Here is a 16,566-nt window from a genome sequence, read left to right as displayed (position 1 = left end):
CACCCTCTCCCGGGGGGAGAGGGGACTGATTGCGGTGTTTGGGCGAATTGCGCCGACGTGTGATACCGAGCCGAACTCACGTTTTGAAAAGCCCCTTACCCTAACCCTCTCCCGGGGGGAGAGGGGACTGATTGCGGTGTTTGGGCGAATTGCGCCGACGTGTGATACCGAGCCGAACTCACGTTTTGAAAAGCCCCTCACCCTAACCCTCTCCCGGGGGGAGAGGGGACTGATCGCGGTGTTTGGACGAATTGCACCGACGTGCGATACCGAGTCGAACTCGGATGTTGAATAGCACGGAGGTCGGCTCCCTTTCCCCCTCGCCCCCTTGGGGGCGGTCCGACGTTTCGGGAGGGCTGGGGTGAGGGGGATGGATCTAAAGCACACCACAAAAACGTGATCAAAAAAAAGCCCCTGCAAACTCAGGGGCTCTTCGATCAGTGCGGCTGATAAACCGTGAGCATCTGCCCCGGCTTCAACGCTTTACCCGCACCCGGATTCCAGCGCTTGAGATGCTGCATCTCAACGTTGAAGCGCTTGGCCACCACGTACAGCGTGTCGCCGCGTTTGACCTTGTACTGAGTCTGCTGCGCGCTGTCGTCCTTGCTCTTGGTCTTGCTGTTGGACGCAATCACTGTGTTGACGCGCCCAGATTTGCGAGCCGGCGCACGCTTGGTGTTGTCCTGCATCACCAGGGTCTGGCCGACCTTGAGGTTCTTGCCGGTCAGCTTGTTCCAGCGCTGCAGATCCTTGACTTCAACCTTGTTGGCCTTGGCGATGGAGCCGAGGTTGTCGCCACGCTTCACGCGGTAAGCGCGCTTGAGTTTTGCCACCTCGGAAGGATCGGCACCCTCGAACACCGGCTTCAGCGAGCGCGGGCTGATCAGCTCGTCAGGCCGCATGGTCTGCAGGCTGGCGGTCAGCAGTTGCGCCTTCGACGTTGGCACGAGCAGATGCTGAGGGCCGTCGATGGTGGTGCGCTGCTTGAACGCCGGGTTGAGCTGGAACAGTTCGTCTTCGTCGATGTTCGCCACCGCGGCAACCTTGGACAGGTCCATGCGCTGGTTGATTTCGACGACCTGGAAGTACGGTTCGTTGGCGATCGGGTTGAGGTTGACCCCGTAGGCCTCTGGCGCCAGCACCACTTGCGACAATGCCAGCAGCTTCGGCACGTACGCCTGGGTTTCCGCCGGCAGTGGCAGGTTCCAGTAGTCGGTCGGCAGGCCAAGCTTTTCGTTACGTTCGATCGCGCGGCTGACCGTGCCTTCGCCGGCGTTGTACGCGGCCAGGGCGAGCAACCAGTCGCCGTTGAACATGTCGTGCAGGCGAGTCAGGTAATCCATCGCTGCCGTAGTCGAGGCAGTGATGTCGCGACGGCCATCATAGAAACGGGTCTGGCGCAGGTTGAAGTAACGCCCGGTGGACGGAATGAATTGCCACAGCCCGACAGCATCGGCGCGCGAATAGGCCATCGGGTTGTAGGCGCTTTCAATCACTGGCAGCAGGGCCAGTTCCAGCGGCATGTTGCGTTCTTCGAGGCGTTCGACGATGTAGTGAATATAGAGACTGCCGCGTTCGCCGGCGTTCTCGAGGAAAGAGGGATTGCTGGCGAACCACAGGCGCTGTTGCTCGATGCGCGGATTTACGCCGAGGCCTTCCTGCAACTGGAAGCCCTGGCGCATGCGTTCCCAGATATCCTGGGGAACCTGTGGGCTGGGCTTCTCGGTCAGCCAGATCGGCTTCTGCTTGGCTCGCGCAGCAATGTTCGGCGTATGGGTCGCTTCAGTCTGCGGAGCATGGCTGGAACAGCCCGCCAGCGTGGCGGACACAGCCACCGCGATGGCTTGCGCCAGGCGGGTCAATGCGTCTGAATTGACGGACTTACGTATGGATGACGACATTGGCTGGAAGTAAGTTCCGGGCAAAAATGTCGGGCGATTCTAGAAAGCGCACCCCTTGCGGTCAACCATTCAGAATTTTTGTATCAAGTGCTGGGGCACTTAGAACGTATCTTTCCAAGCCCGCAGAGCCGCAAATACCTCACTCGGCGCCCGGTTTTGAGCGCCTGCCCGTTCGTCCACTTTTTGTGTAACTAATGTTTCACTGGTGCGCAAAAACGGATTTGTGAGCTTTTCCAGGGCCAGGGTCGAAGGCAGGGTCATGACGCCGTTCTGCCGTTGCCGGGTGACTTTTTCCAGACGGGCGGCAATGTCCGGGTTCGTCGGCTCGACGGCGGCGGCGAACTTGAGGTTGCTCAGGGTGTATTCATGGGTGCAGTAGACCAGCGTATCTTCCGGTAACGCGGCGAGACGGCTGAGCGAGTGATGCATCTGTTCCGGCGTGCCTTCGAACAGTCGCCCGCAACCGGCGGCGAACAGGGTGTCGCCGCAGAACAGCAGACCGTGATGGTAGTAGGCGATGTGTCCCAAAGTGTGACCGGGCACCGCATAGACAGCGAAGTCCCAGCCAAGCACGCTGACGGTATCGTTGTCCTTGAGCGCGACGTCGCGCCCCGGAATGCTTTCGCTGGCCGGGCCGTAAACAGTCGCGCCGCTCGCGGCTTTCAGGCGTTCGACGCCGCCGACGTGATCATGGTGATGGTGGGTAATCAGGATGTCGCTCAAGACCCAGCCCGGATGGGCCTCGAGCCATGCCTGCACTGGCGCGGCATCGCCCGGATCGACCACCGCGCAGCGTTGGGTACGGTGATCCTGTAACAACCAGATGTAGTTGTCGGTGAACGCGGGCAGGGCACTGATCTGTATCATCGTCGGAATTCGCCAAGCGGAAAACATTGGCGCATCTTAGTAGTTCCTGGCGCTTTGGAGAATGCGATGAGTGATAAAGCGTTCGCACAGGCTGATCCTGACTGGCTGGCCCTGATCGGCGCAGCCCGAGAATGGCTGTCCGGCCCGCTCGGGCAATTTCTGCTCGATGAAGAGCGGCGCATGCTCGAAGACGAGTTGGGCCGGTTCTTCGGCGGTTATCTGGTGCATTACGGGCCATCGGCCGAAACTCCGCCGTCGGCGCCGCAAGTGCAGCGCAATGTGCGTCTTGGCGCGCCGTTGCCGGGCGTCGAGATTGTTTGCGAAGAGCAGGCCTGGCCGCTGAGCGAGCACGCTGCCGATGTGGTGGTGATGCAGCACGGTCTGGATTTCTGCCTGTCGCCCCACGGTTTGCTGCGTGAAGCGGCAAGCAGTGTGCGCCCCGGCGGGCACTTGCTGATCATCGGCATCAATCCGTGGAGCACGTGGGGTTTACGCCATGTTTTCGCCCATGACGCCTTGCGCCAGGCGCGCTGCATCTCGCCGTCACGGGTCGCCGACTGGCTCAATCTGCTGGGCTTTGCGCTGGAGAAACGCCGCTTCGGGTGCTATCGTCCGCCGCTCGCGTCACCCAAGTGGCAGGCCCGCTTGGCCGGCTGGGAACGCAAGGCCGGTGACTGGCAACTGTCGGGCGGCGGCTTCTATTTATTGGTGGCGCGCAAGATTGTTGTCGGGCTGCGGCCATTGCGTCAGGAGCGCCGCGAGCCGATGGGCAAGCTGATTCCGCTGCCGATGGCCAAGGTCAATCGCCGCCGCATTGAACCGTAAACCTTCTTTTATTTGTGGCCGGGCATGTCCCGGCCCGGGCCATCGTCGATCCGTGATCGGCGAGGCAGGCATTTATTCTGGATAGAGTGGCATGAGCGAAAGCGTTGAAAGCGTCGACACCGTAGAACTGTTCACTGACGGCGCCTGCAAAGGCAATCCTGGCCCGGGCGGCTGGGGCGCCTTGCTGGTGTGCAAAGGCGTTGAAAAGGAACTGTGGGGCGGCGAGGCCAACACCACCAACAACCGCATGGAATTGCTCGGCGCGATTCGCGGCCTGGAAGCCTTGAAGCGGCCGTGCGAAGTATTGCTGGTGACCGACTCGCAGTATGTGATGAAGGGCATCAACGAGTGGATGGCCAACTGGAAGAAGCGCGGCTGGAAAACCGCTGCGAAAGAACCGGTGAAAAACGCTGATCTGTGGAAAGAGCTGGATGAGCAGGTCAACCGCCACAAGGTCACCTGGAAATGGGTGCGTGGGCACATTGGTCATCACGGTAACGAGCGGGCGGACCAGTTGGCCAACCGTGGGGTGGATGAAGTGCGCGGTTACAAACAGACCTGATTCCCTCCGTTGCACCGTGGTGCCCCCAATCGCGAGCAGGCTCACTCCTACAATTGGAATGCATTTCCCTGTAGGAGTGAGCCTGCTCGCGATGAATGATGACGCGCTAACTCAGAAATACGCGTGTTAACATCCGCGTTTTTTGCAAGATCGACCCATTGAGAGCTGAACACTGATGGCCACCAGATCCGTTGTACTCGATACCGAAACCACCGGCATGCCGGTGACCGATGGTCACCGGATCATTGAAATCGGCTGTGTCGAACTGATCGGTCGGCGCCTGACGGGCCGGCATTTTCACGTCTACCTGCAACCGGATCGCGAGAGTGACGAAGGCGCCATCGGTGTTCACGGCATCACCAACGAATTCCTCGTCGGCAAGCCGCGTTTCAACGAAGTCGCCGATGAGTTCTTCGAATTCATCAAGGGCGCGCAGCTGATCATCCACAACGCGGCGTTCGACGTTGGTTTCATCAACAACGAATTCGCCTTGATGGGGCAGAAGGATCGCGCTGACATCACGCAGCACTGCTCGATCCTCGACACCCTGATGATGGCCCGGGAACGTCACCCGGGGCAGCGCAACAGCCTCGATGCATTGTGCAAACGCTATGGCGTCGACAACTCCGGCCGTGAACTGCACGGCGCCTTGCTCGACTCGGAGATTCTCGCCGACGTCTACCTGACCATGACCGGTGGCCAGACCAGCCTGTCGCTGGCGGGCAATGCATCGGACGGTAATGGCTCGGGCGAGGGTGCGGACAACTCGGCGACCGAGATTCGTCGTTTGCCGGCAGATCGTCAGCCTGCGCGGATCATTCGTGCGACTGAAGATGAGTTGGCGGCGCATCTGGTGCGGTTGGAGATTATTGCCAAGTCTGCCGGTGGCCCGGCGTTATGGACGCAGATCGCCGAAGCCGACGCTCAAGCCTGAAGATCAAAAGATCGTCCGATCGCGGCCCGAACCTGCGGCAGCTCCTACAGGGGATCACATTCCAATGTAGGAGCTGCCGCAGGCTGCGATCTTTTGCTTATGGCGCCATGAAGCCAACTGGCCACCCTCGCCACATTCGCTGCAACCCTCTACCCTGAGTGCATTGGCAGCTGCAAACCTGCCGCCTCAGGACACTGAGCCCCATGTACAAAGATTTGAAGTTCCCGGTGTTGATCGTCCATCGCGATATCAAGGCCGACACGGTCGCTGGTGACCGTATCCGTGGCATCGCCCGGGAGTTGGAGCAGGAAGGTTTCAGTATCGTTTCGGCTACCGACTACGCCGAAGGTCGGTTGGTGGCGTCGACCCATCATGGCCTCGCGTGCATGCTGATTGCTGCCGAGGACGCCAGCACTAATTCCCATCTGTTGCAGAACATGGCCGAACTGATCGGCCTGGCGCGGGTGCGTGCGCCGGAACTGCCGATCTTTGCCTTGGGTGAACAAGTCACGTTGGAAAACGCCCCTGCCGACGCGATGGCCGAGCTCAACCAACTGCGTGGCATTCTCTATCTGTTCGAAGACACCGTGGCGTTTCTCGCCAGGCAAGTCGCGCGGGCGGCGCGCAAGTATCTGGATGGTTTACTGCCACCGTTTTTCAAGGCCCTGGTGCAGCACACGGCGGACTCCAATTATTCCTGGCACACCCCCGGTCATGGCGGCGGTGTGGCGTATCACAAGAGTCCGGTGGGGCAGGCGTTTCACCAGTTCTTTGGCGAAAACACCCTGCGTTCGGATTTGTCGGTGTCGGTGCCGGAGCTGGGTTCGCTGCTCGATCACACCGGGCCGCTCGCCGAAGCCGAGGCGCGCGCGGCGCGCAATTTCGGCGCTGACCACACCTTTTTCGTGATCAATGGCACCTCGACCGCCAACAAGATCGTCTGGCACTCGATGGTCGCGCGCGATGACTTGGTGCTGGTTGATCGCAATTGTCACAAGTCGGTGTTGCACGCGATCATCATGACCGGCGCAATCCCGCTCTACCTGTGCCCGGAGCGCAATGAGCTGGGAATCATCGGGCCGATCCCGTTGAGTGAATTCAGTCGCGAATCGATCCAGGCGAAGATCGACGCCAGCCCGCTGACCAAGGGGCGTGCGCCGAAAGTCAAACTCGCGGTGGTGACCAATTCGACCTACGACGGCCTCTGTTACAACGCCGAGCTGATCAAGCAAAGTCTCGGCAACAGCGTTGAAGTGCTGCATTTCGACGAGGCCTGGTATGCCTACGCGGCGTTTCACGAGTTCTTCGCCGGACGCTATGGCATGGCCACCTCACGCAGCGAAGACAGCCCGCTGGTGTTCACCACCCATTCGACGCACAAATTGCTCGCGGCATTCAGTCAGGCCTCGATGATTCATGTGCAGGACGGCGGTGCGCGGCAACTGGATCGCGATCGGTTCAATGAAGCGTTCATGATGCATATCTCGACGTCGCCGCAGTACAGCATCATCGCTTCGCTGGATGTGGCGTCGGCGATGATGGAAGGCCCGGCCGGGCGCTCACTGTTGCAGGAAACCTTTGATGAAGCGCTGAGCTTCCGCCGTGCGTTGGCCAATCTGCGCCAGCATATCGCTGCCGATGACTGGTGGTTTTCGATCTGGCAGCCGCCGGGCGTCGAAGGCATTGACCGCGTACAGACAGAGGACTGGCTACTGCAACCGGATGCCGACTGGCATGGTTTTGGTGAAGTCAGTGACGATTACGTCTTGCTCGATCCGATCAAGGTCACGCTGGTAATGCCGGGCCTCAATGCCGGCGGAGCGCTGAGCGACAAGGGCATTCCGGCGGCGGTGGTCAGCAAGTTCCTCTGGGAGCGCGGGCTGGTGGTCGAGAAGACCGGGCTGTATTCCTTTCTGGTGCTGTTCTCGATGGGCATTACCAAGGGTAAATGGAGCACGTTGCTGACTGAATTACTGGAATTCAAGCGCAGCTACGACGCCAACGTGCGTCTGGAAAGCTGTCTGCCCTGCGTCGCCCAAGAAGATGCCGGGCGCTATCGCGGCATGGGGTTGCGCGATTTGTGCGATCAACTGCATGCCTGTTACCGCAGCAATGCCACGGCCAAACACCTCAAACGCATGTATACCGTGCTCCCCGAGATCGCCATGAAACCCGCACATGCTTACGATCATCTGGTGCGCGGCGAAGTCGAGGCGGTGCCGATCGATGCGCTGGAAGGGCGGATCGCTGCGGTGATGCTGGTGCCGTATCCGCCGGGGATTCCGTTGATCATGCCCGGCGAGCGCTTCACCGAGGCGACCCGTTCGATCATCGATTACCTGAAATTTGCCCGCACGTTCGATAGCAGCTTTCCCGGTTTTGTCGCTGATGTGCATGGACTGCAACACGAAGACGAAGGCAATGGGCGGCATTACACCGTCGATTGCGTCAAGGAATGAGGACTTTTCCGAGTATGCAACCGGTCATGAATCCAAAATACCCAGGGCTGTCGGTGCGTGTCGCCGACGAAGGTTTTGCGCCTTATATCTGGGGCAGCGACTTCAGCTTCGAGGTCGCAGCCTACGGCGCAGCGGTGATTGGCAAAGCGGTCGAGCAGTGGCCGGTGACGCCGATCGTGCCTTATCGCAAGTGCTACGGCATCGACCCCGAGGAGTTCAGCAGTTACCGTGACGCGCCTGACAGCGCGATTTTCATGGCCTATCTGGACGATGAGCCGGTCGGTCATCTGGTGATCAGTACCAACTGGAATGGCTTTGCGCATATCGATGAGCTGGCGGTGCACGCGCCGGCGCGGCGGCATGGCGTGGCCAAGGCGTTGCTGGATGTCGCGCAGTTCTGGAGTCGCAAGAAAAAGCTGCCGGGGATCATGCTCGAAACCCAGAACAACAACCTCGGTGCCTGTCGATTGTACGAGCGCTGCGGTTATGTGATTGGTGGTATTGACCAGTTGCGCTATCGCGGTATTGATCCGAACACCGCCGAAGTAGCGCTGTTCTGGTATCGATTGTTCGATAATCCGCTGGAGAGTCCCGTCAGCTCGCCAGCATCGCCTCGGCTTGTTCCGTAACGATGGTGAGCAGAGTCTGAATCGCCGCTGATGGCGCGGCGTGCTTGAAGGTCAGGGCGTACAGGCTGATCGGCACGGCCGGCGACAGCGGGCAGACATCCAGCCCGGCGGCGCGCGCGCCCATTGCGGTAAACGGATCGACGATGGCCAGGCCTTCGCCAGCCTCGACCATGCTGCGCATCATCTGATGGGTTTGCACGCGGGTCTGGATGCTCGGTGCGGGGCGCAGGGCCTGGAGCTTGTTTTCTAGCGCCGGGCTCAGTGGGTCCTGGCCTTCGAGGCCGACCATGGCCTGACCGGCCAGGTCCTGCAGGGAAATGTATTTCTGTTTCGGTTGTAGCCAGCCATGAGGCGCGAGCAATTGCAGCTTGCCCTGGGCCAGTGGCTGGCAATCAATGTCGGGATGTTCGGGGTCGTGCAGGCTTAGACCGAGATCACTTTCGCGCAGCAACAGGTTGCGGACGATGTCGCGGGTCGGTGCACTGAGCAGGCTGCACGGCGCATCCGGCAGACGTCGGCGCAGGGCGGCGAGGCTTTGTGGCAGTAATTGTTGCGCCAGCGGTGGGGTGCCGATGATGCGCAGGGGCGGGGCGAGGTATTGCTTGAGACTGCTGGCCAAACGCTGCACTGGCTCCAGCGCGTCGTAGACGTGGGCGATTTCGACCTGCAATGCCCGCGCTTCGGGCGTCGATTGCAGGCGCCCGCGTACGCTGGCGAACAGCATGAACCCCAACTGACTCTCGGCTTCGCGCAAACGCTCTTCGACCTCGGCCACCGGCAACTGCAGCCATTCGGCGGCGGTGCCCAGGTGACCGGTCTGCAAGAGCGCCTGGATCACTTCGATATGACGTAAACGCATGCGTGAAGTCCATGTTCAGCAGGTGGGGTCAGTGGCTGAATCCTACCCCAAGTCTGCGCATATGACTTCTGCTCATAACGATGAGTTATGAAGCGACGGTTGGCTCAGGCTCACGGATCAGGGTGATCCCTGACTGAACCAGGAGAAACTCGTTCTCGTTGACCTTGTTGACGCGATCGCCAATGGCCAGTTTGTAAATAGGCTCCGAACCAGTGGAACCGTCTACCGACGGGTTGGATTCCTGGAACTCATGCACGGAATAAACGCGGCCTTCCGCATCTCTTGCATGGAACTGACCGACGAGTACTGCTGCCATCTGCTTAGAACCTCTGGAGATAAAACGCTTGATTTGCGGCTTGGTAGACCGCCATCAAGGCCTGTAAGTTTTCCTACAGGAAAAAAATAATCAACACGCGGGAATTTCCCTCGGGTGCTGGTGGAATCGTCACCGAATCATCTATAACTACTCGCTCCTCCCACGGACAATCGAGAGTCTTCCATGAGCAATGTCTACAACGTCGCGGTAGTGGTCGGTAGCCTGCGCAAAGCATCGATCAATCGCAAGGTCGCCCTGGCGCTGGCGGAGCTGGCCCCGGCGAACCTCAAGCTTGAGATTGTCGAGATAGGCGATCTGCCACTTTATAACGAAGACATCGACGGTGATTCACCGCCGGCAGCCTACAGTACTTTCCGGGAAAAAGTGGGTTCATCCGACGCGGTGCTGTTTGTCACGCCCGAGTACAACCGTTCAGTACCGGCGCCGTTGAAGAATGCCATCGACGTTGGCTCGCGGCCTTATGGCAAGGCTGTCTGGAGTGGCAAGCCGGGGGCGGTGATCAGTGTCTCGCCCGGTGCCATTGGTGGTTTTGGCGCCAACCAGCATTTGCGCCAGTCGTTCGTGTTTCTCAATGTGCCGTGCATGCAGCAGCCGGAGGCTTATCTGGGCGGCGCGGGCTCGGCGTTTGATGAGGCGGGCAAGTTGAGCGAAACGGTGAAACCTTTTCTGCAGAGTTTTATCAATGCGTACGGACAATTCGTAGAGCAACACAAGAAGTAACTTCACCGAATCCCCTGTGGGAGCGAGCCTGCTCGCGAAGGCGTCGTCAGCCGTTGCATCAATGGCGACTGACAGTGCGCTTTCGCGAGCAGGCTCGCTCCCACAGGTTATCTTTCTGGCTCCGCACTCGTCGTGGCCTTTTTACCTCACTCTTTGAAGGCTGTTGCGGATGCTCGCTGCGTCACTGATTTTCCTGCTGACTATCACCCTTGTCATCTGGCAACCCAAAGGCCTCGGCGTCGGCTGGAGTGCGACGCTTGGCGCAATCCTGGCGCTGATTTTCGGCGTCGTTCATCTCAGCGACATTCCGTTGGTGTGGCAGATCATCTGGAACGCCACCGGCACCTTCGTCGCGCTGATCATTATCAGCCTGCTGCTCGACGAAGCCGGGTTCTTTAATTGGGCGGCGCTGCACGTGGCGCGTTGGGGGCGGGGCAGCGGACGCAAGTTGTTTGCTTTTATGGTGCTGCTTGGCGCACTGGTGTCGGCGTTGTTTGCCAACGACGGCGCGGCGCTGATTCTCACGCCGATCGTGATTTCGATGCTGCTGGCGCTACGCTTTTCCCCGGCCGCGACCCTGGCGTTCGTGATGGGTGCAGGATTTATCGCCGACACCGCGAGCCTGCCACTGGTAGTGTCGAACCTGGTCAACATTGTTTCGGCGGACTTCTTTCACATCGGCTTCAACCGTTATGCGGCGGTAATGGTGCCGGTCAACTTCGTCAGCGTGGCGGCGACGCTGGGCATGTTGCTGTGGTTCTTCCGTCGCGACATTCCCAAGGCCTACGACCCGGAGCAGCTTGAGCACCCAGAAACCGCGATCCACGACAAAGCCACGTTCTATGCCGGTTGGGCGGTGTTGGCGATTCTGTTGATCGGCTGTTTTGCCCTTGAGCCGCTGGGCATTCCGATCAGCGCGATTTCCGCCGCGTGCGCCGCGCTGCTGTTGGGTATCGCCGCCCGCGGCCACAAGATTTCCACGCGCAAGGTGATGAAAGAAGCGCCGTGGCAGATCGTGATTTTCTCGTTGGGCATGTATCTGGTGGTCTACGGTCTGCGCAATGCCGGGCTGACCGGGTATCTGGCCGGTTGGCTGGATGTCTTCGCAGGTCACGGCGTGTGGGGCGCGGCCATGGGCACCGGTGTGCTGACGGCGTTGCTGTCGTCGATCATGAATAACTTGCCGACGGTGTTGATTGGCTTGTTGTCGATTGACGCCAGTCAGGCGAGCGGGGTGGTCAAGGAGGCGATGATCTATGCCAACGTGATTGGCAGCGATCTGGGTCCGAAGATTACCCCGATTGGCAGTCTGGCCACGTTGTTGTGGCTGCATGTGCTGGAGCGCAAGGGCATTAACATTGGTTGGGGGTATTACTTCCGGGTCGGGATCGTGTTGACGGTGCCGGTGTTGTTGGTGACGTTGGCGGCTTTGGCTGTGCGGCTGTCCCTGTAGACCGAGGTGACCCCATCGCGAGCAGGCTCACTCCTACAGGGGAACGCATTCCAATGTAGGAGTGAGCCTGCTCGCGATGGGGCCGGTACAGGCGACAAAAAACTCAGGCCTGGCCGGGTACATTCGGCCAAAGATCCGATACCAGAAACAAGCGCTCAGCCTCTTCCCATTCCCCCCGCGCATTCTCGGTCAGGCGCACCAGCAACTGCGCCGGGGCCAGTGGTTCCAGATCTTCCAGCCACATCCGTAAATGCTCCAAAGTCCAGGTCTGATCCGCCGGATAATGCGCTGGTGCCAGCCAGGCATGCCGGGGCAGGGGTTGCCAGCGTCCCGCCGGACGTTGCGCCACAAACGCCGGCCAATCCTTCTGATGCAACCAACTGCCGCGCAAATGCTGCGGATGTGCGCCGCTCGGTGATTCAGCCTGTCCGGGCCACGGGTAAAGCAAATAGCCGCCCAACCACAGTTGCGCGCTGAACACCTCGATATCCAGCGCCGCCAACACCTCACGGCTTTCCGCGCGCGCCGAGATCGGCAACTGATGTTCGGCCAGATGCGCCAGTTTACGGTCCAGTCGATCATGACAGCCCGGCCCCAGCCACTGCGCCGGGTCGTGACCGTCGCCATTCTGCGGGCCGAGGTAGAGCTTGATCGCCAATTCCAGGTGATGCACGCCATCGCGGTCACGCAGAAGCATGTCCAGCTCGCCAAGTGTGTGGCCCTCGCGGCGGATCGGCAGGTTGGCGGCAATCAGCTCAATGCCCGGCGCATGCTCCACGGCAAACTGCCAAAGTCGTTCGTAATACAGGCCCAGACGTCGCGTGCGTGCCTGCGACAACCAATGCAGCAAGCCATAACTGTCACGGTCGAGCTGACGCAACCAGTGCTCCAGGCGTTCAGGGTCGGCCACCCAATCGCTGCCGGCCAGCGGATGACGCTGCGGCCACGGCGTGGTGGCGAGCATCGGCGGGGCGAGGATCACCCACGCCAGATCGCGCACTTCCGGGTGGCGTAATTGGTGAGGCAACTGCAGCAAATCTGGAAATAGGATCATCTTGCGAGCATAGCCGTAAACACGAGCGCACCCTTGAGGCTGAAAGGATTTTGTCTAACCGGCGCTTTCGCCCATAATCGGGTTTTTCGCGTTTTCGATTGTCCGCAGAGGTCCCATGGAGCAATTTCGTAATATCGGCATCATCGGTCGCCTGGGCAGTTCCCAGGTGCTGGATACCGTCCGCCGACTGAAACGCTTTCTGCTCGATCGTCACCTGCATGTGATCCTCGAAGACACCATCGCCGAAGTCCTGCCGGGCCACGGCTTGCAAACCTCGTCGCGCAAGATGCTCGGCGAAGTCTGCGACATGGTCATCGTCGTCGGCGGTGACGGCAGCCTGCTTGGCGCCGCACGGGCGCTGGCCAAACACAATATTCCGGTACTGGGGATCAACCGTGGCAGCCTCGGTTTTCTGACAGACATTCGCCCGGATGAGCTGGAAGTCGAAGTCGCCAAGGTGCTCGACGGCCACTACCTGGTGGAAAACCGCTTCCTGCTGCAAGCCGAAGTGCGCCGGCATGCCGAGGCCATCGGTCAGGGCGATGCGCTCAATGACGTGGTGCTGCACCCCGGCAAATCGACGCGGATGATCGAGTTCGAGCTGTACATCGACGGCCAGTTCGTCTGCAGCCAGAAGGCCGACGGCCTGATCGTCGCGACACCGACCGGTTCTACCGCGTACGCGCTGTCTGCCGGCGGGCCGATCATGCATCCCAAGCTCGATGCCATTGTGATCGTGCCGATGTACCCCCATATGTTGTCGAGCCGGCCAATTGTGGTCGATGGCAACAGTGAGCTGAAAATCGTCGTGTCGAAAAACATGCAGATTTACCCGCAAGTCTCCTGCGACGGGCAGAACCACTTCACCTGCGCGCCGGGCGACACCATCACCGTCAGCAAGAAAGCGCAGAAGCTGCGGCTGATTCACCCGCTCGACCACAACTACTACGAAGTCTGCCGCACCAAGCTCGGCTGGGGCAGCAAGCTGGGTGGTGGAGGCGACTGATGCTCGATCCCGCGCGCAGTTATGACCTGATCGGTGACGTGCACGGATGCGCCTTGACCCTCGAACACTTGCTTGACCGACTCGGTTACCACAAGCAGGGCGGGGTCTGGCGGCATCCATCGCGCATGGCCGTGTTCGTCGGCGACATCATCGACCGTGGCCCGCGCATTCGCGAGGCGCTGCATATTGTCCATGACATGGTCGAGGCCGGTCAGGCCTTGTGCATCATGGGCAACCACGAATTCAACGCGCTGGGCTGGAGCACCCCGGCGCCACCGGGCAGCGGCAAGCAGTTCGTGCGCGAACACACGCCGCGCCACGCGCGCCTGCTGCATGAAACCCTGACCCAGTTCGAAGACCATCCTGGCGACTGGCATGATTTTCAGCGCTGGTTCTATGAGCTGCCGCTGTTTGTTGACGCCGGACGCTTCCGTGTTGTGCATGCCTGTTGGGATGCCGGTCTGATCGAGCCGTTGCGCGCGCAATTCGCTAATGGCTGCATTGACGAACACTTTCTTCAGGCGTCCGCCGTGCCCGGCAGTTTCGCCTGCACCGTGTTCGATCGTCTGTTACGCGGCACCGACATGCGCCTGCCGGATGGTCTGACCATGACCAGTGGCGATGGCCTGGTGCGTTCGTTCTTCCGCACCAAGTTCTGGGAAGACGACCCGAAAACCTACGGCGACATTGTCTTCCAGCCTGATGCTCTGCCAGAACCGGTGGCGCAGAAACCGCTGACCTCCAGCGAAAAAAACACCCTGCTGCGCTACGGCGTCGACGAGCCATTGCTGTTCGTCGGCCACTATTGGCGCAGCGGCAAACCGGCGCCGATCCGCCCGAACCTTGCGTGTCTGGATTACAGCGCGGTGCTCTACGGCAAACTGGTCGCCTATCGTCTGGATCAGGAAACACGTCTGGATCCGCATAAATTTGTCTGGGTCGATGTCGAGCGGCCGGAGGTGCTGCAATGAGTGCGGTAGCGGTATTGCGTCTGCCATTGGCGGTGGACTTGAGCGGTTTCGTCAAACTGCTGCAACGCATGCAGGTCCCGCATCGGGTCAGCGAAGAGGCGGGCGAACAGGTGTTGTGGGCGCCGTCGGAGATCAGCGAAGACGTGCGTTCGCTGTACGAACGCTTCCCGGCCGGCGATCCTGATCAGCAACTGGACATCCCTGTTGCGCAGACCGTCAAGCGCCCAAGCTTCGCTGAGCAATTGAAGTACGCCAAAGCCACCGGTTTCATTCTGCTGTTGTGCCTGGTTGTCGGTGGCTTGACCTACCTCGGCGAAAACCTGCAGACGTTGCGCTGGCTGACCTTCCTCGATTTTCAGGTGGTCGGCGAATACATCCATTTCGTGCCGTTGGCCGAGAGTCTGGCGGCGGGGCAGTGGTGGCGACTGGTCACGCCGATGCTGATCCACTTCGGCATCCTGCACCTGGCCATGAACGGCATGTGGTATTGGGAGCTGGGCCGGCGCATCGAGTCGCGTCAGGGCAGCATCAACCTGATCGGCCTGACGCTGCTGTTCAGCCTGGTGTCCAACTACGCGCAGTTTGTCTGGAGCGGCGCGACCTTGTTTGGCGGCCTGTCCGGCGTGCTGTACGGCTTGCTCGGACATTGCTGGATCTTCCAGCTGCTGTCGCCGAACCCGGCCTATCGCCTGCCGCGCGGCGTGCTGGTGATGATGCTGGTGTGGTTGCTGGTGTGCATGTCCGGGCTGATCTCGATGATCGGTTTCGGCGAAATCGCCAACGCCGCCCATGTCGGCGGGTTACTCATCGGATGCTTCACCGGTTTGTTGGGCGGTTTGTATAACCGCCGTAAACTGGCCGCCTAAATTTTCAGCAGATAAAGAGCACGGAGACCCTGATGTCCTCTTTTAACGACATGATCAACAACATCACCCCGGACATCTACGAGAGCCTGAAACTGGCCGTGGAAATCGGCAAGTGGTCCGACGGTGGCAAGCTCACCGCCGAACAGCGCGAGCTGTCGCTGCAGGCGATGATCGCCTGGGAAATCCAGAATCTGCCTGAAGACCAGCGCACCGGTTACATGGGCCCGCAGGAATGTGCATCGAAGTCGATCGAAGTGCCGAACATCCTGTTCAAGTCGGATGCCATCCATTGATCGAGATTGGCCGCGGTGCAATCAGCAAAATGTCGGCGCGCCTTGACGGGCCGAACGTGCAATACGCGTTTCGTCTGGATGACGTCGAGGTGCCGGTCAACCCGTTGATCGGCACCACGGTGCGTCTGGAATACCTGGGGGCGATCCACTGCACCCATTGCGGGCGCAAGACCAAAACCAGTTTCAGCCAGGGTTACTGCTACCCGTGCATGACCAAGCTGGCGCAGTGCGACCTGTGCATCATGAGCCCGGAGCGCTGCCACTATGACGCCGGCACCTGTCGCGATCCAGCGTGGGGCGAGCAGTTCTGCATGACCGATCACGTGGTTTACCTGTCCAATTCGTCGGGCATCAAGGTTGGCATCACTCGTGCTACGCAACTGCCGACGCGATGGATCGATCAGGGTGCATGTCAGGCGTTGCCGATCATGCGCGTGTCGACAAGGCAGCAATCGGGCTTCGTCGAAGATTTGTTCCGTAGCCAAGTGGCCGACAAAACCAACTGGCGCGCGTTGCTCAAGGGCGATGCGGCGGCGGTGGATCTGGCGCAGGTGCGTGATCAGCTGTTTGAAAGCTGCGCCGAAGGCCTGCAAGGTTTGCAGGAGCGATTCGGCCTACAAGCTATTCAGACGATTGCCGATGTAGAACCTCTCGAAATCCGCTATCCGGTCGAGCAATACCCGGCCAAAATCGTCAGCTTCAACCTAGACAAGAACCCGATTGCCGAAGGCACCCTGTTAGGGATCAAGGGCCAGTACCTGATCTTCGATACCGGCGTGATCAACATTCGCAAGTACACGGCTTATCAGCTCGCCGTGCATCAATAAGGA

General features: G+C 60.1%; 17 protein-coding genes. 12 read left to right on the top strand and 5 right to left on the bottom strand.

What is annotated here, in order from left to right; all coding sequences use genetic code 11:
- Positions 1-437: 437 nt before the first annotated feature.
- Together ACIPIZ_RS04085 and gloB are read right to left on the bottom strand one after the other, a co-directional pair.
- Entirely contained in the window at positions 438-1,901 is a 1,464-nt protein-coding gene (locus tag ACIPIZ_RS04085; protein ID WP_401164157.1) for a transglycosylase SLT domain-containing protein, read from the bottom strand.
- A 99-nt stretch (positions 1,902-2,000) separates the two neighbouring features.
- A complete protein-coding gene (gloB, locus tag ACIPIZ_RS04080; RefSeq protein ID WP_401164155.1) occupies positions 2,001-2,768 on the bottom strand; it encodes a hydroxyacylglutathione hydrolase in 768 nt (255 codons plus the stop codon).
- Positions 2,769-2,834: 66 nt separating this feature from the next.
- Between gloB and ACIPIZ_RS04075 the strand changes: the two genes are divergently transcribed.
- The 5 genes from ACIPIZ_RS04075 to ACIPIZ_RS04055 all read left to right on the top strand — a co-directional run bounded on the left by ACIPIZ_RS04075 (position 2,835) and on the right by ACIPIZ_RS04055 (position 8,177).
- Entirely contained in the window at positions 2,835-3,593 is a 759-nt protein-coding gene (locus ACIPIZ_RS04075; protein ID WP_093430718.1) for a class I SAM-dependent methyltransferase, read from the top strand.
- A 91-nt stretch (positions 3,594-3,684) separates the two neighbouring features.
- Positions 3,685-4,155 (top strand): ribonuclease HI, encoded by a 471-nt coding sequence (gene rnhA / locus ACIPIZ_RS04070; RefSeq protein WP_064390484.1) that lies wholly within the window; start codon positions 3,685-3,687, stop codon positions 4,153-4,155.
- 175 nt (positions 4,156-4,330) lie between these two features.
- Positions 4,331-5,089: a DNA polymerase III subunit epsilon gene (dnaQ, locus tag ACIPIZ_RS04065; protein WP_008088528.1), complete on the top strand. Its 759-nt coding sequence runs from the start codon at positions 4,331-4,333 to the stop codon at positions 5,087-5,089.
- Between the two features lie 203 nt (positions 5,090-5,292).
- Positions 5,293-7,548 carry an Orn/Lys/Arg decarboxylase N-terminal domain-containing protein gene (locus tag ACIPIZ_RS04060; RefSeq protein WP_064390483.1) on the top strand — a complete coding sequence of 752 codons (2,256 nt, stop codon included), beginning with the start codon at positions 5,293-5,295 and terminating at the stop codon, positions 7,546-7,548.
- Between the two features lie 14 nt (positions 7,549-7,562).
- A complete protein-coding gene (locus ACIPIZ_RS04055; RefSeq protein WP_064390482.1) occupies positions 7,563-8,177 on the top strand; it encodes a GNAT family N-acetyltransferase in 615 nt (204 codons plus the stop codon).
- Here ACIPIZ_RS04055 and ACIPIZ_RS04050 read toward each other — a convergent pair.
- Together ACIPIZ_RS04050 and ACIPIZ_RS04045 are read right to left on the bottom strand one after the other, a co-directional pair.
- Positions 8,143-9,036 (bottom strand): LysR family transcriptional regulator, encoded by an 894-nt coding sequence (locus ACIPIZ_RS04050; protein WP_122854512.1) that lies wholly within the window; start codon positions 9,034-9,036, stop codon positions 8,143-8,145. The genes ACIPIZ_RS04055 and ACIPIZ_RS04050 overlap by 35 nt on opposite strands.
- Positions 9,037-9,121: 85 nt before the next feature.
- Positions 9,122-9,352: a hypothetical protein gene (locus tag ACIPIZ_RS04045; protein WP_064390480.1), complete on the bottom strand. Its 231-nt coding sequence runs from the start codon at positions 9,350-9,352 to the stop codon at positions 9,122-9,124.
- A 183-nt stretch (positions 9,353-9,535) separates the two neighbouring features.
- On the opposite strand from ACIPIZ_RS04045, the gene ACIPIZ_RS04040 reads away from it, so the two are divergent.
- Together ACIPIZ_RS04040 and ACIPIZ_RS04035 are read left to right on the top strand one after the other, a co-directional pair.
- The gene (locus ACIPIZ_RS04040; protein WP_064390479.1) at positions 9,536-10,093 is read left to right on the top strand and encodes an NADPH-dependent FMN reductase; all 558 of its coding nucleotides are present in this window, start codon (positions 9,536-9,538) and stop codon (positions 10,091-10,093) included.
- Positions 10,094-10,262: 169 nt separating this feature from the next.
- Positions 10,263-11,546 carry an arsenic transporter gene (locus tag ACIPIZ_RS04035; RefSeq protein ID WP_401164151.1) on the top strand — a complete coding sequence of 428 codons (1,284 nt, stop codon included), beginning with the start codon at positions 10,263-10,265 and terminating at the stop codon, positions 11,544-11,546.
- A gap of 103 nt (positions 11,547-11,649) precedes the next feature.
- Here the strand turns inward: ACIPIZ_RS04035 and ACIPIZ_RS04030 are convergent, their stop codons facing one another.
- Positions 11,650-12,600 carry a DUF1853 family protein gene (locus ACIPIZ_RS04030; RefSeq protein WP_401164149.1) on the bottom strand — a complete coding sequence of 317 codons (951 nt, stop codon included), beginning with the start codon at positions 12,598-12,600 and terminating at the stop codon, positions 11,650-11,652.
- A gap of 115 nt (positions 12,601-12,715) precedes the next feature.
- Here ACIPIZ_RS04030 and ACIPIZ_RS04025 point away from each other — a divergent pair, with 115 nt between their 5' ends.
- From ACIPIZ_RS04025 to ACIPIZ_RS04005, 5 genes are read left to right on the top strand one after another with little or no spacing between them, the layout of a single operon-like run.
- On the top strand, positions 12,716-13,606 hold the full coding sequence (locus ACIPIZ_RS04025) for an NAD(+) kinase (RefSeq protein ID WP_003224174.1): 891 nt from the start codon (positions 12,716-12,718) through the stop codon (positions 13,604-13,606).
- Positions 13,606-14,577: a metallophosphoesterase gene (locus ACIPIZ_RS04020; RefSeq protein ID WP_064390476.1), complete on the top strand. Its 972-nt coding sequence runs from the start codon at positions 13,606-13,608 to the stop codon at positions 14,575-14,577. Before ACIPIZ_RS04025 ends, ACIPIZ_RS04020 begins: the two co-directional genes overlap by 1 nt.
- Entirely contained in the window at positions 14,574-15,443 is an 870-nt protein-coding gene (locus tag ACIPIZ_RS04015) for a rhomboid family intramembrane serine protease (protein ID WP_401164147.1), read from the top strand. Before ACIPIZ_RS04020 ends, ACIPIZ_RS04015 begins: the two co-directional genes overlap by 4 nt.
- A 32-nt stretch (positions 15,444-15,475) precedes the next feature.
- Positions 15,476-15,736, top strand: a complete 261-nt coding sequence (locus ACIPIZ_RS04010) for a YeaC family protein (RefSeq protein ID WP_007919229.1) — start codon at positions 15,476-15,478, stop codon at positions 15,734-15,736.
- A complete protein-coding gene (locus ACIPIZ_RS04005) occupies positions 15,733-16,563 on the top strand; it encodes a DUF2797 domain-containing protein (RefSeq protein WP_007919231.1) in 831 nt (276 codons plus the stop codon). The genes ACIPIZ_RS04010 and ACIPIZ_RS04005 overlap by 4 nt, the downstream gene beginning before the upstream one ends.
- The last annotated feature ends 3 nt before the right edge of the window (positions 16,564-16,566 follow it).

Source organism: Pseudomonas sp. NPDC087690, assembly GCF_044743175.1.
GTDB lineage: Bacteria > Pseudomonadota > Gammaproteobacteria > Pseudomonadales > Pseudomonadaceae > Aquipseudomonas.
This window is presented reverse-complemented; position numbering and strand designations above follow the sequence as displayed.

Bases quoted from the DNA above. Each gene is read 5' to 3' on its own strand.
- ACIPIZ_RS04050 (WP_122854512.1), bottom strand. From the start codon at position 9,036: ATGCGTTTACGTCATATCGAAGTGATCCAGGCGCTCTTGCAGACCGGT.
- rnhA (WP_064390484.1), top strand. From the start codon at position 3,685: ATGAGCGAAAGCGTTGAAAGCGTCGACACCGTAGAACTGTTCACTGAC.
- ACIPIZ_RS04040 (WP_064390479.1), top strand. From the start codon at position 9,536: ATGAGCAATGTCTACAACGTCGCGGTAGTGGTCGGTAGCCTGCGCAAA.
- ACIPIZ_RS04085 (WP_401164157.1), bottom strand. From the start codon at position 1,901: ATGTCGTCATCCATACGTAAGTCCGTCAATTCAGACGCATTGACCCGC.
- ACIPIZ_RS04075 (WP_093430718.1), top strand. From the start codon at position 2,835: ATGAGTGATAAAGCGTTCGCACAGGCTGATCCTGACTGGCTGGCCCTG.
- ACIPIZ_RS04060 (WP_064390483.1), top strand. From the start codon at position 5,293: ATGTACAAAGATTTGAAGTTCCCGGTGTTGATCGTCCATCGCGATATC.
- ACIPIZ_RS04010 (WP_007919229.1), top strand. From the start codon at position 15,476: ATGTCCTCTTTTAACGACATGATCAACAACATCACCCCGGACATCTAC.
- ACIPIZ_RS04020 (WP_064390476.1), top strand. From the start codon at position 13,606: ATGCTCGATCCCGCGCGCAGTTATGACCTGATCGGTGACGTGCACGGA.
- ACIPIZ_RS04015 (WP_401164147.1), top strand. From the start codon at position 14,574: ATGAGTGCGGTAGCGGTATTGCGTCTGCCATTGGCGGTGGACTTGAGC.
- ACIPIZ_RS04030 (WP_401164149.1), bottom strand. From the start codon at position 12,600: ATGATCCTATTTCCAGATTTGCTGCAGTTGCCTCACCAATTACGCCAC.
- gloB (WP_401164155.1), bottom strand. From the start codon at position 2,768: ATGATACAGATCAGTGCCCTGCCCGCGTTCACCGACAACTACATCTGG.
- ACIPIZ_RS04045 (WP_064390480.1), bottom strand. From the start codon at position 9,352: ATGGCAGCAGTACTCGTCGGTCAGTTCCATGCAAGAGATGCGGAAGGC.
- ACIPIZ_RS04035 (WP_401164151.1), top strand. From the start codon at position 10,263: ATGCTCGCTGCGTCACTGATTTTCCTGCTGACTATCACCCTTGTCATC.
- dnaQ (WP_008088528.1), top strand. From the start codon at position 4,331: ATGGCCACCAGATCCGTTGTACTCGATACCGAAACCACCGGCATGCCG.
- ACIPIZ_RS04025 (WP_003224174.1), top strand. From the start codon at position 12,716: ATGGAGCAATTTCGTAATATCGGCATCATCGGTCGCCTGGGCAGTTCC.
- ACIPIZ_RS04055 (WP_064390482.1), top strand. From the start codon at position 7,563: ATGCAACCGGTCATGAATCCAAAATACCCAGGGCTGTCGGTGCGTGTC.